Source organism: Microbacterium sp., from assembly GCF_047972865.1.
Lineage (GTDB): Bacteria > Actinomycetota > Actinomycetes > Actinomycetales > Microbacteriaceae > Microbacterium.
The window spans coordinates 1-22,325 of record NZ_JBKEAY010000272.1; the positions used below are offsets into that span (position 1 = coordinate 1).

The 22,325-nt window shown below is 70.7% G+C and carries 23 protein-coding genes; 13 read left to right on the forward strand and 10 right to left on the reverse strand.

What is annotated here, in order from left to right; genetic code table 11:
• Nucleotides 1-116 precede the first annotated feature (116 nt).
• From ACK5KK_RS16290 to ACK5KK_RS16320, 7 genes are all read left to right on the forward strand, one after another.
• Nucleotides 117-1,703, forward strand: coding sequence for a SpaH/EbpB family LPXTG-anchored major pilin (locus ACK5KK_RS16290; RefSeq protein ID WP_416891130.1), 1,587 nt, complete (start codon nt 117-119; stop codon nt 1,701-1,703).
• An 87-nt stretch (nt 1,704-1,790) separates the two neighbouring features.
• Nucleotides 1,791-2,657 (forward strand): class C sortase, encoded by an 867-nt coding sequence (locus ACK5KK_RS16295; RefSeq protein ID WP_416891131.1) that lies wholly within the window; start codon nt 1,791-1,793, stop codon nt 2,655-2,657.
• Nucleotides 2,658-2,730: 73 nt separating this feature from the next.
• On the forward strand, nt 2,731-3,396 hold the full coding sequence (locus tag ACK5KK_RS16300; protein WP_416891132.1) for a phosphatase PAP2 family protein: 666 nt from the start codon (nt 2,731-2,733) through the stop codon (nt 3,394-3,396).
• A 63-nt stretch (nt 3,397-3,459) separates the two neighbouring features.
• A complete protein-coding gene (locus ACK5KK_RS16305; RefSeq protein ID WP_416891133.1) occupies nt 3,460-5,418 on the forward strand; it encodes a helicase HerA-like domain-containing protein in 1,959 nt (652 codons plus the stop codon).
• A gap of 33 nt (nt 5,419-5,451) precedes the next feature.
• Nucleotides 5,452-7,755: an FdhF/YdeP family oxidoreductase gene (locus tag ACK5KK_RS16310; RefSeq protein WP_416891134.1), complete on the forward strand. Its 2,304-nt coding sequence runs from the start codon at nt 5,452-5,454 to the stop codon at nt 7,753-7,755.
• A 17-nt stretch (nt 7,756-7,772) separates the two neighbouring features.
• Nucleotides 7,773-8,243, forward strand: coding sequence for a MogA/MoaB family molybdenum cofactor biosynthesis protein (locus ACK5KK_RS16315; protein WP_416891135.1), 471 nt, complete (start codon nt 7,773-7,775; stop codon nt 8,241-8,243).
• Complete coding sequence (locus tag ACK5KK_RS16320; RefSeq protein ID WP_416891152.1) at nt 8,240-8,668, forward strand: molybdenum cofactor biosynthesis protein MoaE; 429 nt, start codon at nt 8,240-8,242, stop codon at nt 8,666-8,668. The genes ACK5KK_RS16315 and ACK5KK_RS16320 overlap by 4 nt, the downstream gene beginning before the upstream one ends.
• Before the next feature lie 49 nt (nt 8,669-8,717).
• Here the strand turns inward: ACK5KK_RS16320 and ACK5KK_RS16325 are convergent, their stop codons facing one another.
• A complete protein-coding gene (locus ACK5KK_RS16325) occupies nt 8,718-9,338 on the reverse strand; it encodes an NADPH-dependent F420 reductase (RefSeq protein WP_416891136.1) in 621 nt (206 codons plus the stop codon).
• Nucleotides 9,335-10,555: an FAD-dependent monooxygenase gene (locus ACK5KK_RS16330; protein ID WP_416891137.1), complete on the reverse strand. Its 1,221-nt coding sequence runs from the start codon at nt 10,553-10,555 to the stop codon at nt 9,335-9,337. The genes ACK5KK_RS16325 and ACK5KK_RS16330 overlap by 4 nt, the downstream gene beginning before the upstream one ends.
• A gap of 142 nt (nt 10,556-10,697) precedes the next feature.
• Here ACK5KK_RS16330 and ACK5KK_RS16335 point away from each other — a divergent pair, with 142 nt between their 5' ends.
• Nucleotides 10,698-11,597: a LysR family transcriptional regulator gene (locus tag ACK5KK_RS16335; RefSeq protein ID WP_416891138.1), complete on the forward strand. Its 900-nt coding sequence runs from the start codon at nt 10,698-10,700 to the stop codon at nt 11,595-11,597.
• A gap of 13 nt (nt 11,598-11,610) precedes the next feature.
• Here the strand turns inward: ACK5KK_RS16335 and ACK5KK_RS16340 are convergent, their stop codons facing one another.
• Nucleotides 11,611-12,213: a MerR family transcriptional regulator gene (locus tag ACK5KK_RS16340; RefSeq protein ID WP_416891139.1), complete on the reverse strand. Its 603-nt coding sequence runs from the start codon at nt 12,211-12,213 to the stop codon at nt 11,611-11,613.
• Nucleotides 12,214-12,308: 95 nt separating this feature from the next.
• On the opposite strand from ACK5KK_RS16340, the gene ACK5KK_RS16345 reads away from it, so the two are divergent.
• The gene (locus ACK5KK_RS16345; RefSeq protein ID WP_416891140.1) at nt 12,309-12,767 is read left to right on the forward strand and encodes a DUF4188 domain-containing protein; all 459 of its coding nucleotides are present in this window, start codon (nt 12,309-12,311) and stop codon (nt 12,765-12,767) included.
• 44 nt (nt 12,768-12,811) lie between these two features.
• On the opposite strand, the gene ACK5KK_RS16350 is transcribed toward ACK5KK_RS16345, so the two are convergent.
• The 7 genes from ACK5KK_RS16350 to ACK5KK_RS16380 are packed head-to-tail and all read right to left on the reverse strand — an operon-like array spanning nt 12,812 to nt 19,264.
• On the reverse strand, nt 12,812-13,045 hold the full coding sequence (locus ACK5KK_RS16350) for a MoaD/ThiS family protein (protein ID WP_416891141.1): 234 nt from the start codon (nt 13,043-13,045) through the stop codon (nt 12,812-12,814).
• Nucleotides 13,045-13,308, reverse strand: coding sequence for a DUF6457 domain-containing protein (locus tag ACK5KK_RS16355; RefSeq protein ID WP_416891142.1), 264 nt, complete (start codon nt 13,306-13,308; stop codon nt 13,045-13,047). Before ACK5KK_RS16355 ends, ACK5KK_RS16350 begins: the two co-directional genes overlap by 1 nt.
• Entirely contained in the window at nt 13,305-13,904 is a 600-nt protein-coding gene (gene mobA / locus ACK5KK_RS16360) for a molybdenum cofactor guanylyltransferase (RefSeq protein ID WP_416891143.1), read from the reverse strand. The genes ACK5KK_RS16355 and mobA overlap by 4 nt, the downstream gene beginning before the upstream one ends.
• Nucleotides 13,901-14,371, reverse strand: a complete 471-nt coding sequence (gene moaC / locus ACK5KK_RS16365) for a cyclic pyranopterin monophosphate synthase MoaC (protein ID WP_416891144.1) — start codon at nt 14,369-14,371, stop codon at nt 13,901-13,903. Before moaC ends, mobA begins: the two co-directional genes overlap by 4 nt.
• 5 nt (nt 14,372-14,376) lie before the next feature.
• On the reverse strand, nt 14,377-15,606 hold the full coding sequence (glp, locus tag ACK5KK_RS16370; protein ID WP_416891145.1) for a gephyrin-like molybdotransferase Glp: 1,230 nt from the start codon (nt 15,604-15,606) through the stop codon (nt 14,377-14,379).
• Nucleotides 15,603-16,697 (reverse strand): ThiF family adenylyltransferase, encoded by a 1,095-nt coding sequence (locus ACK5KK_RS16375; RefSeq protein ID WP_416891146.1) that lies wholly within the window; start codon nt 16,695-16,697, stop codon nt 15,603-15,605. The genes glp and ACK5KK_RS16375 overlap by 4 nt, the downstream gene beginning before the upstream one ends.
• A gap of 38 nt (nt 16,698-16,735) precedes the next feature.
• Nucleotides 16,736-19,264 (reverse strand): ATP-dependent Clp protease ATP-binding subunit, encoded by a 2,529-nt coding sequence (locus tag ACK5KK_RS16380; RefSeq protein ID WP_416891147.1) that lies wholly within the window; start codon nt 19,262-19,264, stop codon nt 16,736-16,738.
• Between the two features lie 191 nt (nt 19,265-19,455).
• On the opposite strand from ACK5KK_RS16380, the gene ACK5KK_RS16385 reads away from it, so the two are divergent.
• The 4 genes from ACK5KK_RS16385 to ACK5KK_RS16400 all read left to right on the forward strand — a co-directional run.
• Nucleotides 19,456-19,848 carry a TOBE domain-containing protein gene (locus ACK5KK_RS16385; protein ID WP_416891148.1) on the forward strand — a complete coding sequence of 131 codons (393 nt, stop codon included), beginning with the start codon at nt 19,456-19,458 and terminating at the stop codon, nt 19,846-19,848.
• A 3-nt stretch (nt 19,849-19,851) separates the two neighbouring features.
• A complete protein-coding gene (gene modA, locus ACK5KK_RS16390) occupies nt 19,852-20,643 on the forward strand; it encodes a molybdate ABC transporter substrate-binding protein (RefSeq protein ID WP_416891149.1) in 792 nt (263 codons plus the stop codon).
• Nucleotides 20,640-21,455: an ABC transporter permease gene (locus tag ACK5KK_RS16395; RefSeq protein ID WP_416891150.1), complete on the forward strand. Its 816-nt coding sequence runs from the start codon at nt 20,640-20,642 to the stop codon at nt 21,453-21,455. Before modA ends, ACK5KK_RS16395 begins: the two co-directional genes overlap by 4 nt.
• Nucleotides 21,416-22,325: ABC transporter ATP-binding protein (locus ACK5KK_RS16400; RefSeq protein WP_416891151.1), on the forward strand; the 910-nt coding region annotated here is incomplete at its 3' end. The genes ACK5KK_RS16395 and ACK5KK_RS16400, both read left to right, overlap by 40 nt.

Here is a 22,325-nt window from a genome sequence, read left to right on the forward strand (position 1 = left end):
ATGCCGACCGCAATGAGCCTCAATTCGCACGAACCCGGCAACAGGGCCAGCGCGACCACCGAGTACATCCGACCCATGAAACGGTCCCGTCCCCCCGGGCCGGAAAGGCACTGAAAATGACCACTCAACGAAAGACGCTACGCGGCATCGGCGCCGCGGTCGGGGCACTCGCCCTCGCCGCCGTCGGCGTGCTCGCCGCGGGAACCGCGGCCTACGCACTCCCCGGTCCCGGCCAGCAAGGAGCACCCACCGCGGGATCGCTCATCATCCACAAGTACGACGGCCTGGAGGGCGCAGCCGGCGACGGGTCGGTCCTGAATCCTGCCCCCGCCGGTGACCCGCTCGCCGGTGTCACGTTCACCATCTGGCAACTGGGCATCGACGACGCAGGAACCTGCGTGCCGATCGACCTCGCCGACGCGACCGCCTGGGGGAGCGTCCCGACCGGTTCGGCACCAGCCACACTGACCGAGGTGCAGGCGGCCGGTTTCTGCCTCGTGGACGCGACGGGAACTGCGTCTGCGCCGACCGATGCGGGCGGGTTGACCTCGTTCGCCGGCCTCGACCTCGGGCTGTACTACCTGCAGGAAACAGGTGCGCCGGCCAACGTCGTCTCCAGAACCGCCCCGTTCTACGTCACCGTCCCGCTGCCCAATGACGCCGCAACCGGTGGCTGGCTGTACGACGTGAACGTATACCCGAAGAACCAGACCGTCGACGCGCCCGTGAAGACGATCAATGTGGATGCCGCTCAGCCCGCCAACGGGCTGACCGTGGGCGATGTGGTCCAGTGGACGATCACGGAGACCGTTCCGCCGCTCGACGCGGGTCAGTCGTACACATCCGCCTCGATCTGGGATGTGCTTCCGGCCAGCCTCAGCTACACCGCAGGCATCAACACCCAGTCCGTCACCCTCACGCGGGCCGGAGTGCCCGCCACCTGGGTGGATGGGACCGAGTACACGTTCGACCCGGATGGACTGACCTGGACGCTGAACACCAACGGTGGGGTGCCGGACATCATCGACACCATCCAGGCGGGCGACATCATCACCATCACATTCACCACGACGGTCGAATCAGTCACCACCACCGGCGCCATCGCGAACCCCGGCGGGACCGGCGTGGGGCCCGGCTACGGCAGCGGATTCAACGGCGGCACGACCACGGGTGCCACCACACCCCAGACCTACTGGGGCCAGCTGACCGTGAACAAGGAGGACGACCTCGGCAACCCGCTCAGCGGCGCGACGTTCCAGGTGTTCGACAACTACGATGCAGGCACCAGCAGCTGCCCGAGCGCACTGCCGACCAGCGGCGCCGTTGCGACCGGCACCTCCGACAGCACCGGCGTCGTGCAGTGGGACAACACCGACCCCGCCAGCGAACCCCTGGGGCTGTGGATCGCCAACTCCGCCAACGGTCCGATCGACCCCGCTCCGACGAAGTCCTACTGCCTCTACGAGACGGTCGTCCCCGTCGGGCACACCGCCGTTCAGACCGGGCAGGCCGTTTCGATCGCCGCGGGTACCGCGAACGCACTGGTGCAGGATGTCGTCAACACGCGACGGACGACGCCGAACCTGCCGCTGACCGGTGGTCAAGGCACCGTCGTGCTGTCGATCGCAGGCCTGGCGATCGCTGCGACCGGCGTGGGAACGATCATCCTTAAGCGGCGCCGCCGTTCCGACTCCGGAGCCTGACGCCTCCACGTACCGGAGCACGGCCGGCGGGCGGTGGGATCATGACGATGCCACCGCCCGCCGGCCGTGCCGAAAGGAATAAGGCTCATGAATACGCGCCGCTGGCACGTGCCGTGGACACACCTGTTCGCGTCCGTCGTCATCCTGGTCGGCGTGAGCCTGTTCCTCTATCCCCACGTCGCATCGTGGTTCTCGCTCCTGGAACAGTCCCGCGTGACCTCGCTCGCGCTCAAGACGCTCGAGCATCCTTCGACGGACGAGCAGCGATCACGCGCGCACGAAATGGACCGCGCCCACGCGTACAACGACGCGCTCGCCAGTGGCGCGCTCCTGGATGCCGGAAGTACCATCCCCCAGGGAGCCGGGCTCACGGCCACGGGAACCGCGTTCGACTACCGAAGTCTCCTGAGGGTCGATGGCACGGAGGTCATGGGGCGTCTGCGCTACGAATCCCTCGACATCGACCTTCCGATCTTCCACGGCACGGCCGCCGAGGCCATCGAGCACGGCGTGGGCCACCTCGAGGGCACGTCGCTACCGGTCGGTGGCATCGGTACACGCGCGGTGCTCACCTCGCATCGCGGCCTGCCCGCAGCGACCCTGTTCACGAACCTCGACCGCGCCGCCGAGGGGGATACGTTCACCGTCTCCGTTCTGGACGAGGTCCTCACCTACCGTGTCGTCGACATCCAGGTGATCGAGCCCGCCGACACCAGGACGCTGTGGGCCGACCCCGGCCGGGATCTGGTCACGCTCATCACCTGCACGCCGCTCGGAGTCAACACCCATCGGATCGTCGTCACAGGGGTGCGGGTGGTTCCCACCCCTGAGCGCGACATCACCGAAGCGCGTCGGCAGCCCGACGGTCCCGGCTTTCCATGGTGGGCACCGACGCTTGCCGTCGTCGTGGTCGGGCTGGGCGTGTTCGTCGGGAGATCGGGGCGCACACGGTGACCTGCGGCGCTTCGGGCTGTCTTTCCTGCCTGCCAGCGCGGCGTGGGTACCTCCGCCGGGCAGAATGGGGAGAATGCGCAGGCCACCCACCGATGACGTCATCAGCGTTCGGCTGAGGTTCGTCGTCATCGGTACCGTCCTGGTCGCCTCGGCGGTGCTCCTCGGCATCCTGATCGGTTTCGAGGGCGCTCCTCCCGGTATCGACCTGTGGGCGGATGCGCGGGTCGACGCCCTCGGTCCGGTCCTGCGCGGACTCTCCCTGGGGATGGACATCGTCGGCGCGGGATGGTTCGCCGTCCTGATCGTGCCCGTGGGGACGGCAGCAGTGCTCCTGGCGCTGCGCCGTCCGTGGGCTGCGGTGCTGTTCCTGGTCGGGCTGGGGACCAGCGCGCTCGCCGTGCAGGTGCTCAAGTCGGCGTTCGACCGGGCGCGTCCGGAGGGGATGCTGGTGCTCAGCGACGCCGGGTCGTACCCGTCCGGGCACGTCGCGAACGCCGCGACTGTCGCCGTTCTCGCGGTCATCATCTTTCCCCGGGCATGGGTGGCCGTTGCGGGCACGGGCTGGGTGATGCTCATGGGGCTCAGCCGGATGAACCTGCACGCGCACTGGTTCAGCGACACCGTCGGTGGCGCGCTCGTCGGTGTCGGCGTCGCCCTCATGGTGGCGGCAGCATTCGCACCGCCTCTGATGCGCGAACGGCCCGCCCGGCTCCCGCCGAGACTGCCGGAACTGTCGTGACGGCTGCCTCGGAGGAGCCGTATGCGCAATCTCGGCAGGGGTGGGATCGATAGGCTGGGCGGTATGACTGACGCCGCGTCATCCGACCCCGCCGTCGCCGCCGCCGAGGCTGAACTGGCGCGGCTGCGCGCCGAAGCCGAAGCCGCAGAGGCGCACCTGAAAGCAGCGCAGGCCAAGGCAGCGCTCGCCGCCGCGGAGGCCGAAGCCGCCAGGACCGCGGCCGGGATCGCGCCGGCGGGGACGGCACAGGATGCGTCGGCGGCGGAGCATTCCGTGGGTGGAGCGGCGTCGCCCGAGAAACAGACGGAAGCGACGGCAGAACCGGAGGAGTCCGGCGGAGCGGCGGATGCCGGGTCCGCACCCGCGGCAGAAGCGTCAGAGACGGCAGGCGGCCCGCTGGATGCCGAGGAAGTCGCCAAGATCGTCGTCGGCTACACGTTCGAGGCAGCCACCCTCGACCTGGGGGCACTCGTCAACGGGGAGCCGCTCCCGCAGGCGCAGATCCGCATCCCGCTGGCGATGACCAACCGGCACGGGCTGGTGGCCGGGGCCACCGGAACCGGCAAGACCCGCACCCTGCAGGGACTGGCCGAGCAACTCGCCGCGAAAGGCGTACCGGTGTTCGCCGCGGACATCAAGGGCGACCTGTCCGGAGTCGCCACGCCCGGGGTGCCCAGCGACAAACTGCTGGCGCGGACGGCGGGTATCGGCCAGCACTGGCAGCCGGAGGCATCCGCCACGGAGTACTTCGCTCTCGGCGGCGTCGGCGCCGGCATTCCGGTGCGCGCGACCGTCTCGGGCTTCGGCCCGCTGCTGCTGAGCAAGGTGCTCGGCCTCAACGACACGCAGGAATCGAGCCTCGGCCTCGTCTTCCACTACGCCGACCAGAACGGTCTCGCACTGGTCGACCTGTCCGACCTGCGCGCCGTCCTCACCTACCTCACCAGCGATGAAGGCAAGAGCGAGCTGAAGGCGCTCGGCGGGCTGTCGTCGGCCACGGCGGGAGTGATCCTGCGCGAGCTCATCACCTTCGCCGACGGGGGCGCGGATGTCTTCTTCGGGGAGCCCGAGTTCGACGTCACGGAGTTCCTCCGCACCGCCCCCGACGGGCGCGGCATCATCTCGCTGCTGGAGGTGCCCGGCGTCGCGGACAAACCCGCGCTGTTCTCGACCTTCCTGATGTACCTGCTCGCTGAGCTGTTCGAGTTGTTGCCCGAGGTCGGCGATCTCGACAAGCCCAAGCTGGTGTTCTTCTTCGACGAAGCTCACTTGCTGTTCAAGGATGCATCGAAGGACTTCCTCGCGGCGATCGTGCAGACCGTGCGGCTCATCCGCTCCAAAGGCGTCGGCGTGTTCTTCGTGACCCAGACCCCGAAGGACGTCCCCAGCGATGTGCTGGCACAGCTCGGCTCGCGCGTGCAGCACCAGTTGCGCGCATTCACCCCCGACGATGCGAAGGCGCTCAAGGCCACCGTCGGCACGTATCCCACCAGCGGCTACGACCTGGAGCGGGTGCTGCAGGAGCTCGGCACCGGCGAGGCGATCGTCACCGTCATGAGCGAGCGGGGCGCGCCCACCCCCGTCGCCTGGACCCGGATGCGGGCGCCGCAGGGTCTGATGTCGCCGACTCCGCAGGACCAGATCGACGCGGCCGTCGCCGCATCCCCCCTCCTGGCCGCCTACGGCACCCCGATCGATCGGGAATCGGCGCGCGAGGTGCTCACCGCGAAGATGAACGCCGCCGCCGAAGCCGACGCGGCCGAAGCCGCAGCCCTCGAAAAAGCCAAGGTCGACGCCGAATACGCCAAGCAGCAGGCGGCGATCGACAAAGCGAAGGCGGATGCCGAGAAGAAGGCGCGGGCCGAGTACGACCGCCTGCTGAAAAAGACCGCCGGGAACACGTCGCGCCGCACCTCCCGCCGTGCGGACAAGAGCATGCTGGAACAAGTACTCGGGTCGCGGACGACCAGCACCATCCTCACCAGTGTCATCCGGGGCGTCTTCGGCAACGGACGCCGCTGACCCCTCGCGATGAGGGAGGGGTAGCCTGGTGGCATGGCGATGCGGCCCCCGAAAGAAGACATCGACGAGACCCGCCTCCGGGTGGGCGAGCCCAAGACGCACGCGGTCGGCGTGCCCGGCGTGATGCACGCCATGGAGATCTCCTGGCAGCAGATGGGCGTCAAGCGCAGCGTGGAGACGTTGCTGCGCGTCAACCAGAAGGACGGATTCGACTGTCCCGGGTGCGCGTGGCCCGAGGAGGACAAGCGGCACATCGCCGAGTTCTGCGAGAACGGCGCGAAGGCGGTGGCCGAGGAGGCGACGCTGCGCCGGGTGACCCCGGAGTTCTTCGCGCAGCATTCGCTCGCCGACCTCGCCGAGCACGACGACTGGTGGCTGGGTCAGCAGGGCCGGCTCACCGAGCCGATGGTGCTCGACGAAGGTGCCACCCACTACCGCCCCATCGGCTGGGAGGCGGCGCTCGACCTCATCGCGGATGCGCTGCGCGAACTCGACAACCCCGACGAGGCGATCTTCTACACCTCCGGCCGCACCTCGAACGAGGCCGCGTTCCTGTACCAGCTGCTGGTGCGCGGTGTCGGGACGAACAACCTGCCCGATTGCTCGAACATGTGCCACGAGTCCAGCGGGTCGGCGTTGACCGAGACCCTGGGGATCGGCAAGGGCACCGTCACCATCGAAGACATCCACGCGGCCGACCTGCTCATCGTCGCGGGGCAGAACCCCGGCACGAACCACCCGCGTATGCTGTCGGCGCTCGAGAAGGCCAAGCACCGCGGCGCGAAGATCATCGCGGTCAACCCGCTGCCGGAGGCCGGGCTGCTGCGGTTCGAGAACCCGCAGACCCCGCGCGGGGTGCTGCTGGGGGGCACGGCGATGGCCGATGAGTTCGTGCAGATCCGGCTCGGCGGCGACCAGGCGTTGTTCCAGGCCATCGGCAAGCACCTGCTCGAGGCCGAGGCGCGCGACGGCGGTGTCGTCGACCAGGGCTTCGTGGCCGATCACACCTCCGGGTACGACGACTACCGGGCCGCGGTCGCGCGGCTGGAGTGGGCCGACCTCGAGACCGCGACCGGAATCGACGAGGCGGAGCTGCGCCGGATCGCCGAACTGGTACGGGCTTCGTCGGCCACGATCGTCTGCTGGGCGATGGGGCTGACCCAGCACAAGCACTCGGTACCGACGCTGCGCGAGGTCGTGAACATGCTGCTGCTTCAGGGCAACATGGGGCGCGAGGGCGCAGGTGTGTGCCCCGTGCGCGGGCACTCCAACGTGCAGGGCGACCGCACGATGGGGATCTACGAGAAGCCGGCCGCGGAGTTCCTCGATGCCCTCGACCGCGAATTCTCGTTCGCGTCGCCGCGCGCACACGGCTACGACACCGTCGAGGCCATCCGCGCGATGCGCGACTGCAAGGCGCGGTTCTTCATGGCGATGGGCGGTAACTTCATCTCCGCGACTCCCGACACCGCGGTCGTCGAGGCGGGGATGCGCGAGGTCGACCTGACCGTGCAGGTGTCGACCAAGCTCAATCGTTCGCACGTGGTGACCGGTCGGCGCGCCGTGATCCTGCCGGTGCTCGGTCGCACCGACCGAGACCGCCGGGGTGACAGCGAGCAGCGGGTCACCGTGGAGGACTCCATGGGCGCTGTGCACACGTCCCGCGGCCGGCTCGCGCCGCCGTCGGAGGACATGCTCAGCGAGGTCGCCATCATTGCGCGCCTGTGCTCGCGGCTGTTCACCGACGACTCGGCGCCGCGGGCCGATTGGGCGGGGCTGGAGGCGAACTACGCCGGCATCCGCACCCACATCGAGCACGTCATCCCCGGGTTCGACGACTTCGAGAAGCGCGTCGCGAAGGGACGCACCCTCATGCTCCCGAACGGTCCGCGCGACGGGCGGCAGTTCGCGACGGTCGACGGTAAGGCCCGGTTCACCGTCAATCCGCTGGAGTACCCGCAGATTCCGGACGGATGCCTGCTGCTGCAGACCCTGCGTTCACACGACCAGTACAACACCACGATCTACGGCAAGGACGATCGGTACCGCGGTATCTACGACGGGCGACGGGTGGTGCTGGTCAACGCCGACGACATCCGCGAGCTGGGCTTCGGTGACGGCGAGATCGTCGATCTCGTTTCGCAGTGGGACGGGCCCGAGGGCCGCCAGGAGCGCCGCGCCGAGGCGTTCCGTATCGTCACGTACTCCACGCCGCGTGGCAACGCCGCGGCGTATTACCCCGAGACGAACGTGCTGGTGCCGTTGGACTCGGTGGCCGACGTGTCGGGCACGCCCACCTCGAAGGCCGTCGTCGTCCGCCTCGAGCGGCGTCGCTGACGGCCGGAGGACCCCGGGTGGATGCTGCCGTGATCACGGTGTCGGACCGTTCCGCGGCGGGGGCGCGGCCCGACGGCGCAGGACCGGTCGCGGTCGTCGCGCTGCGTGAGGCGGGGTTCTCCTGTGAGGCGCCGGTGATCGTTCCCGACGGGGAGGACTCGGTCGCGACGGCGCTGCGGGATGCCGTCGCGGCGGGTGCGCGTGTGATCGTCACGACCGGCGGCACCGGCATCGGTCCCCGGGATCGCACGCCGGAGGGCACCGGCCGGGTGCTCGATCGGGAGATCCCCGGCATCGCGGAAGAACTGCGCCGGCGCGGCGCGCAGACGGTGCCGGCTGCGGTCCTGTCGCGCGGGCTGGCGGGCATCGCCGGCGGTGCGCTCGTGGTGAACCTCCCCGGATCGCCGGGTGCCGTCGCCGACGGGATGGCGGTCGTGGCGGGTCTCGCGTCGCATGTGATCGCGCAGCTGGACGGCGGAGACCACTGATGCCGGTGCCCATCGCGCGGATCAGTGGGTCGCCGCTGGATGTCGCGGCGCACTTCGCGGCTGTCGACGATGCGGCCATGGGGGCGGTCACGAGTTTCGTGGGCACGGTGCGCGATCATGACGAGGACGCCGGCGGTGCGGTCGTCGTCTTGGAGTACTCCGCCCACCCCGACGCGGAAGCGACGCTGCGCGAGCTCGCGCAGCGCGCGCTGGGGGAGACCCCGGGTCTGGTGGCGGTGAGTCACCGGGTGGGGCGGCTGAGCGTGGGCGATGCGGCTGTGGTGATCGCCGTCGCGACGGCCCACCGCGCGGAGGCGTTCGAGGTGTGCCGCACAGTCATCGAGACGATCAAGCAGGAGCTGCCGGTGTGGAAGCGCCAGGTCGAGGCGGACGGCACCACGGCGTGGAAGGGCCTCGGCGGCTGAGCCTGCCCCGGCGGAGTTGCTGCGCCGACGGAGCCGCTGACCCGTTCCGCTACGGGAGCAGAGCGAATCCCGACTCGTAGCGGGTCTTGCCCAACGCGGCCATGATGATCTGCAGGAAGCCCATCGCCTCGAGTTCACGCGCCCGGGTCAGCGGGCCGACATCGACGGCCCGCATCCCCGCCGCCTCGATGAGCGCCGCGACCCGCACCTTCGCGTCGGCGTAGTCGCCGGCGTACAACACGGTCGTCGCTGCGATGCCGTTCGTGCCGCTGACCAGCGTGTCGCCGAGATTGACGTTGAACGCCTTCACGACCGCCGTGCCCTCGGGCAGCAGCGTGGCCAGCTCGGCGGCCGTCGAGGAGTCGGCCGGTGACGTCAGTGCGTCGTAGGTGGAGAAGTCGATCGGATTGCTGATGTCGATGATGACCTTGTCGGCGAGCCGATCCCGATAGTGCTCCAGGATGCCCGGGTAAGCGCTGTACGGTACGGCGAGCACGACGAGGTCGCCGGTGAGCTCGTCGCCCACGACCCCGCAGTCGAATCCCGGACGCGCCGCGGACATGCTGCCCGCGCTGCGCTTGAGGATCTGTACGTGGGCTCCCGCCCGCGTCGCGACCTCGGCGATCGCGCCCCCCATCTTGCCGCTGCCGATGATGCTGATCGAACTCATGCGTGTGTGACCTTTCTGAACCGGCCGAGCGCCTGCTCGGCCACCTTCTGCGCGTCGTAGTCGAACACGGCACTTCGTCGGAAGTCGCGGCCGACACGGATGTCGGCGTCGCGCTTGGCGAGGTCCGCGAACTCGTACTGCGCATCGAACATGGCGCCCGCGCGACGCGAACCGTTCTGCAGGATCGCGGTGCGCTGCATTCGGACCGCGGTATAGCGCCGGAAGGCCTCGGGGATATCGGCGACCTCGTCGGCGGAGGCGAGGAACGTCGCGAGTGCCGAGCTGTCCTCGATCGCCTGGTTCACTCCCTGCCCCTGGTGCGGCAGCATCGTGTGGGCGGCATCGCCGAGCAGAGTGATCGGGCCCCGCGACCAGTTCGTGAGAGGCTCGTGGTCGAACAGCCCCCACCAGAACGTCTTGTCGATGAGCCCGATGAAATGCTGCAGCCGGGGATCCCAGCCATCACCCGCGAACTCGGCGGCCAGTTCACTGACCTCCGCAGGGCCGGACCACGGTCCGTTGAGGGGGCGCTCGCTCGGGATGCCGGCGACGAAGTTGAAGAGCTTGCGCTGCTGCAGCGGATAACACATGAAGTGCCGTCGGTTGCCCATCCACACCTGGCTGATCATGGGCCAGTCCTCGGGCAGGCGGGACGCGTCCATCACGCCGCGATAGACGATGTAGCCGGAGTACACGGGCTCGGGATGCTGCTCGACCGCCTGCCGGACGACCGAGTGGATGCCGTCGGCTCCGATGACGGCATCGAAGACCTCGGTCACACCGTTGTCGAACTCCACGCGAACGCCCGATTCCACGGTCTCGACCGACGTCAGACGATGACCGAGACGAACCGCGTCGGGATCGACCTCGGCGGCGAGGGCGTCGATGAGGTCGGGCCGGTACATGCCGATGTTCTGGTACTGCTTCGCCGTGTCCTCCCAGGCCGCGTCGGTGACCATCCCGCCCATGGCGTTCAGGTAGACACCGTGCCCGTCGGGGACGGCCCCGACGCGCCGGATGCCGTCGAGCACACCGAGCCGGTCGAGGACCCGGGCGGCGTTCGGCGCGACGGTGACACCGGCGCCCACTTCGCCGAGCTGGCTCGCCTGCTCGAACACGGTGGCGCGGACCCCGACGATCCTCCGCAACGCGATGGCAGCGGCCAGTCCGCCCATCCCGCCTCCGATGATCGCGAGTCTGGCGTTCTGATCTACCATGTCGTCTCCTTGACTGCGTGACGGCTTCGGGGGGCGGGTCCTCTCATCGTGGGATATTCATCTCTGCATGTAAATCACGGTTCTATGCAGATATAGTTCGTATTGACTTAAGAAGAGCCGACAGGGGATGACCGTGGCCGATGTGACTCTGAGACAGCTGGAGCTGTTCGCCGCTCTGCCGAACTTCCCGACGCTCAGCGCCGCCGCGGCCCACCTGCACATCTCCGAATCGGCGCTGTCGCAGGCCATCACCGGCCTGGAGAAGGCCGTGGGCGAGCAGCTGTGCGTCCGCCGCAAGGCCCGCGGGCTCACCCTGACGCCGACCGGCCAGCAGTTCGCCGCGCGGGCCCGCACGATCGTGGCCGACACGCAGGAGCTCATCCTGGATGCCGCTCGGGGCGAGCAACTGCGCGGCCCGGTCACGCTCGGCTGCTATTCGACGTTCGCACCACACGTCGTTCCCGAGCTTCTCGAGGGCTTCCCGAAGCGGCATCCGGGAGTGCGCATGGAGGTCACGGTGGGCACGAACGAAGAGCTGCTCGCCGCACTGGACGCCGGCGGTCTCGACGTGGCCCTCCTGTTCGACGTGTCGCTGCCGGTCGGGTACCGCCGCCGCAGGATCTACGCGACCGAACTCGAGGTCCACCTGCATCCCGGACATCCGCTCGCGGCAGCCGAGGCGGTGGATCTCGCAGAGCTCGCCGACGAGCCCTACATCTTCTACGATGCGGCCCCAGGCACGCGCAACGTGACCGATGCCTTCGCTGCACGAGGACTCGAACCCAGAATCGAGGCCCGCGTCACTCAGATCGGCCTCGTCGACGCACTCGTGGCGCGCGGCCTCGGGTATGGCCTGCTCATGTCGCGGCCGAACAACCACCCGATGAGCGTCGACGGGCGACCGGTCGTCATCCGCCCCCTGGACCCGCCCGTCACCCGCTCGCACGTCGTGGGACTGTGGCCCGAGGAGATGAAGCTCACGCCGCGCGCGTCAGCCCTCCTCGACTTCGCGGTGGAGAAGTTCGGCGACCCGATGGCGTGAGGCGGCCGAGTCCTCAGGGCGAGAACCTGCGGGTCGCCTCGATCTGCTCGGCGAGCCGTCGCAGCGCGAGCAGCATCGGTTCGACCAGCACCGATCCGAGGGCGACGTAGCGCACGGCATCCTCGGCGGAGGTCGTGGGGATGCCGGCGATCTCGGCCCGCGCGATCCGTGTGACGGCGTCGAGGTAGGTCGACATGGCCGCGTCGTCGATCGTGAACCCCGCGACGTCGAGCCGGCGGAGCGCGTGGGCCAGGACCGCGAGCGCCTGCGGGTCGCTGCGCTCTTCCGTCCAGCCCATCCGGCGCGCCAGCTGTTCGGCCTTGGCTGTGTCGATCGCGTCCACCGTCGGCGTGGTCGCGTCGTGCACGATGTGCAACAGGTCGAGCAGGTGGCCCGGGGGCATGTCGACGGCAGCCAGCACGGCGCGAGCATCGGCGACGCTCACGCCGCTGTCGATGAGCGCCCGGATCGCCCCCAGTCGTTGCACGTGCGACGCGTCGTACTCGGCGCGGGTGGCCCCGGTGCGCTCACCGCCGGGGAGCAGCCCCTCGCGCAGGTAGTACTTCACGGTGGCGATGGGCACGTCGGCTTCCGCAGCGAGCTCCGAGATCCTCATCGTGGACTCCTCTTTTGGATAGTGATACTATCCAAACGGATTGGATAGCGACACTATCGAAGGGGGCGGCGATGGGGAGAATTGTGCCGGGCCGGATGACGCACCGCCACGACGGGGAACTGGTGGTGTTCCACATCGGGCTCGAGATCCATCGCTGGTGGCGTCCCGACGTGTGGCTCCCCGCGTTCATGGCCATGCCCGCCATGCTGCGGGAACTGTTCGCGGACCCGGAGTCGGCCCTGCGCGGTGCCGACGTGCTGATCGGCCGGGGTGGGCCCTACGTGGTGCAGTACTGGTCGTCGCTCGATGCCCTGTACGCGTATGCCACGGCACCCGAGAGTGAGCATCGGCCGGCATGGACCCGGTTCAACAAGATGGCGCGCCGGCACCCTGGCGCCGTCGGCATCTGGCACGAGACGTACCAGGTCGCCCGCGCCGAGACCATGTACGTCTCCACCCGCCGGAGAGGCCTCGCCGCCGCGACCGAGGCGATCCCGGTGACCGCCCGCCACGACCGCGCCCGGCAGCGCATCGCCGACGGACGCACCGCCTGACGCCGGGCCGCTCGCGGTGCCGTGCCGGGGTCCGGTACGCGCGCTCAGCCGCCGGCGAAGGGCGGCAGCACGTCGACGACGGTATCCGCCGCCAGCGGTGTGTCCCCGGGAGAGCGTGAGCCGTCGACCAGCACAGCGCACCGGGGGAGGATGGCGCCCAGGCCCGGGCGTTCGGTGCTGAGCGCCGCGAGCAGAGCAGCCACCGTGGCCTCCCCGCGGGACTCCTCCGCCGTGCCGGCGAGATCCTCGGCGGCGGCGAAGTAGCGCACCCGCGCCATCAGTGCTCCCACTCGGACGCCAGCGCCGTGATCGCCGCGACCGCCTCACGGATCTGCTCGTCAGTGCCGCCGGCCCGGCCGGCGACCAGACCCGCCGCGAAGGCGCTGAACGGTGCGGCCGGCCGGGCCACTCCGTTCGCCACGTCGCGGGCGAGGTCCAGGATCAGCGCGACCGGAAGGTCGTCCTCGCCGAGCCCGAAACGCTCCCGCAGGGCGGCCGCCCAGGTATCCAGTGCTTCCGGCGGAAGCGTCCGCTCGCTCATCGTGACTCCGTCCCGCCCGCGCGGGCACGGGCCTTCTCCACATCCTGCCAGGTGTCGACGTCCGCGGTCTCGTGCGGGGGCGCGGGGATGACGGCGATCGCGAGATCGGTCAGCAGGTCGCGCATCGAGGCGCCCGCTCCGGCCCCGGGGAGCGCGCCGGCGCCCGTGCGCAGCGCCCGCGTGCGGTACATTCCGGTCAGCCACTGCGGTCGCGACGACTCGTCGCCCAGACATACGCCGTCGGTGTCGCCCGGCACGAACGCCACGTCGCGCCGCAACCGGGCGACGGCGGCGGCGGCATCGGGGAGGTCGCATGCGAGCAGGACGGTCCAGTCGGGCTCGGCCTCGTCCGCGGGCCACGACGCGAGCGCGGCGACGACGGCGGCAGCCGGTCCCCCGTAGGGCGGGTCTTCGCGCACCCAGGCCACCGGAAGTGTGTCGTCGAGCACGGGGGCGACGACGGTGATCGGGCGGCATCCGTCGACGGCATCCACGGCACGGCGCAGCAGCGTCCGCCCCGCGACCTCAAGGAGAGGTTTGGTGCACCCGCCCAGCCGTGTCGCTCGGCCCCCCGCGAGCAGGATCGCGCCGGTCACTCCGGCCGGACCCACTCGCCGGACCGGCCCCCCGCCTTCGCGGTGATCCGCACGTTCTCGATCGCCGTGGTCTTGTCGATGCCCTTGACCATGTCGACGATCGTCAACGCCGCGACCGACACCGACGTCAGCGCCTCCATCTCGACGCCGGTGCGGTCGGCGGTGCGCACCGTCGCGGCGATCTGGATGCCGTCGTCGGTGACCTCCAGGTCGACCGTGACGCCGTGCACGCCGATCACATGCGCGAGCGGCAGCAACTCGGGCGTGCGCTTGGCCGCCTGGATGCCGGCGATGCGAGCCACCGCCAGCACGTCCCCCTTGGGGACGGTGCCGTCGCGGAGCGCGGCGACCACGCGGGGCGCGCACCGCACGAAACCGCGGGCGGTGGCCTCCCGCACCGTGGGCTGCTTCGCGGTGACGTCCACCATGCGGGCGTGGCCGACGGCGTCGAGGTGGGTGAAGTCCATGGGTGTCATCCTCGCAGGAGGATGACGTCGACGAGGTCACCGTCGGCGACCGCGTCGACGTCGGCGGGAACGACGGCATACGCTTCGGCGGCGCCGAGCCCGCCGGCCAGGTGCGAGCCGGACCCGCCCGAGGTCGCCGGGCGCACGGTCCAGCGTCCCGGGTCGCTGCGGTCGATCCGCGCCGGCAGGTACTGGCGTCGCCCCGCCGGGGTGCGCCACGCGGCGGATGCCGGCAACCGCAGCACCGGCCGCGACAACTCGGTGCGGCCCTGCATCGCCAGCAGGGCGGGGCGGACGAACACTTCGAACGACACCGCGGCGCTGACCGGGTTGCCCGGCAGCCCGAACAGCAGCGTCCCGGCGTAGGTGACGCCGAACCCCTGAGGTTTACCGGGCTGCATCGCAACCTTCGAGAACGTCATCGTGTCGGACAGCTCGTTCTTGACGACCTCGTACGCACCGGCGCTGACGCCGCCGGTGAAGATCACCGCGTCCAGTCCGGTGAGTGTCTCACCGAGCAGCGACCGCAACCCCGATCCGTCGTCGTCCACCGTCGCCACCCGAGCCACCGTCGCGCCCGAATCCCGGACGAGACCGGCCAGCAGCGGCCCGTTCGACTCGGGGATCTTGCCCCGCCGCAGCGGCGCGCCCGGGGCCACGAGCTCACTGCCGGTGGAGACCACCATCACCCGCGGCGTGGTGGCCACCGCCACCCGCGCGACGCCCGCCGCCGCGACCGCCCCGAGCTGCAGCCCACCCAGGCGCACGCCGGCGGGCAGCACCAGGGACCCGGCCGACACGTCCTCGGCACAGCGGCGCACGTGGATGCCGGGCATCCGCGGCGCGCGCTCGACCACCGCCTCGTCGAGCGAATCGTCCAGGCCGTCGCGCGTGTCCTCGAACGGAACGATCGTGTCGGCGTCGGTGGGGACGGGAGAGCCGGTCATGATGCGCGCGGCCTCGCCGGCGCGCAACGGCGGGTCTTCGGCCGTGCCCGCCGGCAGGTCGGCGACGACGCGCAACCGCACCGGCGCGGTCTCGGACGCGGTGGCGACGTCGGCGAAGCGCACCGCGAAACCGTCCATGGCGGAGTTGTCGAACACCGGGATGCTCACGGCGGCGTGCACCGGCGAGGTGAGGGTCTTCCCGTGCGCTTCGGAGATGCGGATGATCTCCTCGCGCGGCGGCCGGACCGACCCGAGGATGGTGTCGCGGTGCTCCTCGACGGTGATCATGCCGGCACCCACGCGGCCAGGCCGCCGGCCAGGATCGACGCGTGGACGCCGCGGTCCCGCAGGGCCTCGGCGGCACGGCGGGCGCGGATGCCGTGGGCGCAGATGACGATGACGGGGCCGTCCCCGACCGCATCCGGGTCGGCCAGGACATCCCCCAGCGGAATCAGCTCGGACCCGGGCACGATACCGCCCGCCGTCTCGTGCGGTTCCCGGACATCCAACAGCGTGGACCCGGCCGCGTACGCCGCCAGCATCTGCTCCGCCGTGAGCTCGGGGATCGTCTCGCCGGCGCCGGCGAACGGCGACTCGGTGGGGGCGGGTGTCGCCGATGCCGGGTGCAGCGGAACCTCCCGGACCGTGGCGCGCAGCGCATCGACGACCGCGACCCGCCCCAGGAGGGGCTCGCCGATTCCGGCGATGAGCTTGACGGTCTCGGTGGCGAGCATTCCGCCCACCTGTAGGCACAGCGCGCCGAGCACGCCGACGGCCGCGCACGTGGGCACGTCGCCCACCGAATGGGGCAGGTAGAGGTCGGCCAGCGTGACCGGATCGCCGACGGGCGGGTCCGACCAGAACACGGTCACCTGTGCGTGGAACTCCTGCACCACACCCCACACCAGCGGGATGCCGCGCGTCTCGCACGCGGCGGCGACATCGACCCGCGTGGCGAACGTGTCCGATCCGTCGACGACGAGGTCGGCCGAGCTCAGCAGCGCGGCGGCGTTGCCGCCGGTGAGGCGCTCACGCACCGGCACGACGGTGGTCTCGGGCGCGAGCCCGCCGGCCACCCTCACCGCCGAGTCGGTCTTCGCTCTGCCGACATCGGCCACCCGGTGGAGGATCTGCCGCTGCAGGTTCGACAGATCGACGTCGTCGTCGTCGATCACGGTGATCGTGCCGACCCCGGCGGCGGCGAGGGCGAGGATGACGGGCGAGCCCAGCCCGCCCGCCCCGATGACGGCCACGTGGGCGGCGGCAAGACGCCGCTGCCCCGTCTCGCCCAGCCCGGCGAGCACTGTGTGGCGCAACGTGCGCTCGCGTTCCTGTGCCGATAACTCGGTGACCGGCGCGACAAGCGGCGGGAACGACATACCTCCAGGGTAGCCGTGCAGGCCGCCGTCCGGGTGGGTCAGGCTGCGCGGGCGAGCGCCGCGGTGACCCGGATGCCGGTGTCAGCGGCATCGACCTCGACCTGTCCGCCGTCGGCGAGCGCGCCGCTGACGAACAGTTCCGCGATCGCGTCGTCGACGTTTCGCTGGATGACGCGGCGCAGCGGGCGGGCACCGTACTCGGGTTCGTACCCCGTCTCAGCCAGCCACCCCATCGCGGCGTCGGAGACGTGGAGCGTCACCCCGCGGCGCGACAGCCGGTTCCTCGTGTCGTGCAGCAGCAGGTCCACGATCTCGCGCAACTGCGCGGCGTCGAGCTTGCGGAACAGCACGATGTCGTCGACGCGGTTGAGGAACTCGGGCCGCATCGCCTCGCGCAGTCTGCCCATCACGCGCTCGCGCAACTGCGCCTCGGAGCCGAACCCGGTCGCCCCGCCGCCGTCGGCAATGAACCCGATCGCGCCCGAACGCGACGCCAAGAACTCGCCGCCGATGTTGGAGGTCATCACGATCACGGTGTTGCGGAAGTCGACCGTGCGTCCCTGACCGTCGGTGAGGCGCCCGTCGTCGAGTACCTGCAGCAGCAGGTTGAACACGTCGGGGTGGGCCTTCTCGATCTCGTCGAACAGGACCACCGAGTACGGCGCGCGCCGCACGCGCTCGGTGAGCTGGCCGGCCTCGTCGTAGCCGACGTATCCGGGTGGGGCTCCCACCAGCCGAGACACCGTGTGGCGCTCGCCGAATTCGCTCATGTCGAAGCGCACCACGGCCGACTCGTCGTCGAACAACGACTGCGCGAGCGCCTTGGCCAGCTCAGTCTTGCCGACACCGGTGGGACCGAGGAACAGGAAGCTGCCCACTGGCCGACGCGCATCGCCCATCCCGGTACGGTTGCGGCGCACGGCGCGGGCCACGGCGGCCACCGCGTCGTCCTGCCCGACGACGCGGGCGTGCATCTCGCCTTCCAGTCCGGCGAGGCGGTCGCGTTCGCTCTCGGTGAGCCGCGTCACCGGGATACCAGTGGCGCGGCTGATGACCGCGGCGATCTGCGCCTCGTCGACCACCTCTCCGGCGGCCGGGCGCCGTGCGGCGGCATCCACCTGGTTTTGCACCTCGGCGATCGCGTCGCGAATGCGTGAGGCCTCCTCGTACCGTTCCGCGCCCACCGCCGCGTTCTTGTCCGCCTCGAGGGCGGCGAGGCGGCTCATCAGGTCGTTGACGTCGACTGCGGTGCCGAGCGTGAGACGCAGCCGGGCGCCGGCCTGATCGATGAGGTCGATGGCCTTGTCCGGCAGCACGCGCTCGGTGAGATAGCGGTCGCTCAGTTCGACGGCGGCCCGGAGGGCATCGTCGGTGTAGGTCAGGCCATGGTGTGCGGCGTACGCGGGCGCGACGCCGCGCAGAATCGCGACGGCATCCTCGACGGACGGCTCGCCCACCCGCACCGGCTGGAACCGGCGCTCCAGAGCGGGGTCCTTCTCAATCGTGCGGTACTCCTTCAGCGTGGTCGCCCCCACGAGGTGCAGCTCGCCGCGCGCCAGGCGCGGTTTGAGGATGTTGCCGGCATCCATCGCATCGCCCCCGCCGCCGGCCCCGACGAGGGTGTGCACCTCGTCGATGAACACGATCACCTCATCCGCGCGGGCGCTGATCTCGTTCATCGTGGTCGTCAGGCGCTCTTCGAAATCGCCGCGGTAGCGCGCGCCGGCGAGCATGGCCGGCAGATCCAGCGCGATGACGCGCTTGCCGAGCAACTGTTGCGGGACGGTGCCGGCCACGATCGCCGAGGCCAGTCCTTCCACGATCGCGGTCTTGCCGACGCCGGCTTCGCCGATCAGCACCGGGTTGTTCTTGGTGCGGCGGCTGAGGATCTCGATGGTCTGCGCGATCTCGTCGGCGCGGCCGATGACCGGGTCGATGTCGCCGGCTTCGGCGCGCGCGGTCAGATCGGTGCCGAACTTCGCCAGCATGGGGGAGTCGGGCACCGCAGGTGCGGTCGGCTCGCCCGACGGCGTCACCGGCTGGCGGATGCCGTCGGTCAACGACTCCGCGGTGACACCGGCCGCGGCGAGGATCTGCCCGGCGGGGGCGTCGTGCCCGAGGACGAGCGCGAAGAAGAGGTGCTCCGGGTCGACGTAGGTGCCGCCGGCCGATCGGGCCACCTGGTAGGCGTGGAAGAGGGTGCGCTGGGCGGAGGGCATGATCACGGCGCCGTCGGCGGTCGCGGCGGTGCCGGCCGCCGGCAGCCGCTCCTCAACGGCGCGGGCGATGGCCACCGGGTTGGCGCCGACCCGGGTCACGGCCTCGTTGGCGGGCGCTTCGGTGACCAGCACGCGCAGAATGTGCAGCGCGTCGAGCTCTCGCTGGCCGCGTCCCAGCGCGTACTCGCCGGCCTGCTGCAGCAGCTGCTGCGTGCGGGCACCGAGGTATCGGGTGAGGTCGATGGAGCGTTGTGAGCGGGCGCGTTCGCCGGACAGATAGCGGGCGAGGAACTCGTCGAACGAGCTCGCGTCGTCGCCCGCGGTCGGCACGGTGTTGTCTTCGGGCATGTTCGGGTGTCTCCTGGTGTGAGTTCTGGGTGAGCCGGGGGACGCATCCGTCCTGAATTGAGTCGACTCGTATCAAGTTCAACGATGTGCGCGCGAGAGTATTCCCGGGGGTCGCGCGGGCTGCGTTGCGCAATGGTGACAGCGGAAGAATTCGGGCATATCATCCGCAGTTGCGGTGTTATGGTGGCGAAATGACCGATTTTCGCGTTGCCGATGCCGCCCGTCTCTTGGGTGTCAGCGACGACACCGTCCGCCGGTGGGTCGAGGCGGGGACGCTGCCGACGACCGGGGTGAGCCCGGCGGAGATCCCCGGGGCGGCCCTTGCCGCGCACGCCGCCGAGATGGCTCGTGCCGAGCAGCAGATCGGCGATGTGCTGACCAGCGCGCGCAACCGGTTCACCGGGCTGGTGACCCGCGTTCAGGTCGACGGAGTGATGGCCCAGGTCGATATCCAGTCCGGCCCGCACCGCTTCGTGTCCCTCATGTCTGCCGAGGCGGTGCGCCAGCTCGACCTCGAACCGGGATCGCTGGCCGCCGCCGTCATCAAAGCCACCACCGTCATCGTCGAAACTCCGAAAGGCTGACCCATGCGCCGTCGCCTCCTCACCGCGGTCGCGCTCGCCGCGGTCCTGCCCCTGGCCGGGTGCGCCTCGACCGTGCCTGCCTCATCGTCCACCGCATCGTCCACCGCACCGGCCGCCGTTGCCGCCTCGGAGACCTTGACGGTGTTCGCCGCCGCGTCGCTGCAGGCCGTTTTCGACGAACTCGCCGACGCGTTCGCTCAGCAGCATCCGGAAGTCGAGGTCGCACCGATCCGCTACGACGGATCGTCCACACTCGCGACGCAACTGCTCGAGGGTGCCCCCGCCGACGTGTTCGCCTCCGCCGACGAGCCCACGATGCAGGGCGTCGTCGACGCCGGACTCGCGCCGACGGCCGAACTGTTCGCCACGAACACTCTCGTGCTGGTGGTGCCCGCCGGTAACCCTGGCAAGGTCACCGGGGTCGACGACCTCGCCGACCCCGACCGCACGGTCGTGCTGTGCGCACCCGAGGTGCCGTGCGGGCGGGCCGCGACCGCTCTGCTCGACAACGCGGGTGTTTCGGCATCCGTCGACAGCTTCGAACAGAACGTGACCGCCGTGCTCACCAAAGTGGTGGCCGGAGAAGCCGATGCCGGACTCGTGTACGTGACCGACGCGACGACGACCGACGACGTCGACACGGTCACGACCGCCGGTGCGGATACGGTCGTCAACCGCTATCCGATCGTCGCGCTGGACGGGGCATCCGAACCCGCCGCCGACGCGTTCGTCGCGTTCGTGCTGTCGGAGGAGGGACAGGCGGTGCTGCGCGCCCACGGGTTCGGCGCGCCGTGAACCCCGCGCGCGGGTACGTGCCGCAGATACTCGCGCTGCCCGCGGTGATTGCGCTGGCGTTGCTGGTGGTTCCCCTGACCGCCCTGGTCGCCCGCGTGCAGTGGGACACCGTGTGGGGGGACATCTCCTCGCCGGCGGCGCTGTCCGCGTTGGGCCTGTCGGTGCAGACGGGCCTGACCTCGACGGCCGTGTGTCTGCTGCTCGGAGTTCCGCTCGCGCTCGTCATCGCCCGCGCCGGTGCACGCAGCGCCGCCGTGATGCGCGCGCTGATCACGGTGCCACTCGTGCTGCCGCCCATGGTCGGCGGTGTCGCGCTGCTGTTCCTGTTCGGACGCAGCGGACCGCTCGGACCGATGCTGGCCGAATGGGGTATCCAGCTTCCGTTCACCACGGCGGCGGTCGTGATCGCGCAGACGTTCGTCGCCCTGCCGTTTCTCGTGCTCGCGCTGGAGGGGTCGTTGCGCGCGACCGGAACCGGATACGAGCAGGCCGCCGCCGCACTCGGCGCCGGACGGTGGCGCACGCTGTGGCGGGTGACGCTGCCGCTCGCGGGCCCCGGGCTGATCGCCGGGACGGTGCTGTGCTTCGCGCGCGCGGTGGGTGAGTTCGGTGCGACGGCGCTGTTCGCCGGCAACGCGCCCGGGGTGACGCAGACGATGCCGTTGGCGATCTACACGGCGTTCAACGGGGCCGGGGTGTCGCAGGGGACCGCGGTCGCGCTGTCGCTGCTGCTGCTGGTGACCGCGCTGGCCGTGCTCCTGCTCGTGCGTGCGTGGCGGCCCGCCGCGGGAACGACGACGGGACCGGCATGACCGGGCTCGACGCGACGATCGAGGTGCGCGCGCGGGCGGTGTCCGCGGGCATCCGCGTGGCCCGCGGTGAGACTGTCGCGGTCATGGGGCCGTCGGGGGCAGGGAAATCGACGGTCGTGGAGGCGATCGCGGGGCTGGTCGCGCTGAGCGGCGGGCAGGTGCGGGTGGCGAGCCGCGTCGTGTCCGATCCGGCTCCGCGCGTTCCGGTGCACCGTCGCGGCACCGTGCTGCTCGGACAGGATCCGCGTGTGTTGCCACACCTGATCGCTCGCGACAACATCGCGTTCGGCCCGCGCGCGACCGGTGTCGGTCGGGCCGAAGCGGCGCGGCACGCCGACGAACTGCTGCACCGGGTGGGTCTTGCCGGCGCGGGCGACGAGCGCCCCGGCGATCTGTCCGGCGGGCAGCGGCAGCGGGTCGGGCTGGCGCGGGCGCTGGCCGTCGCCCCCGACGTGCTGCTACTGGATGAGCCGCTGACCTCGCACGACCCGGTGACGGCAGCCGGCATCCGCGGGGTGCTCGCGGACCTCACGCGCGACGGGACCTGTGTGCGGGTGACCCACGACGCGGTCGATGCCGCGGCGCTCGCGGCGCGCCTGGTGGTGATGGAGCGCGGCGCGGTGACGCAGGAGGGGGCGGTGCGTGACGTGCTCGCACACCCCGCGACGGCGTTCGTCGCGTCGATCGCCGGCGTGAACCGGGTGACCGGCCGCGCCGCGGGCGGCTGCTGGACCGATGGTCGGGTGACGAGCGCCGGTACCCTGCCCGCGACGGCGCCGGAGGGTGCCGACCTGGTCGCGGTGTTCCGGCCGCAGGCGGTGACGCTGCGCCCCGCCGGCGCGGCGCCGCATCCGCTGCCGCCGGGGATGT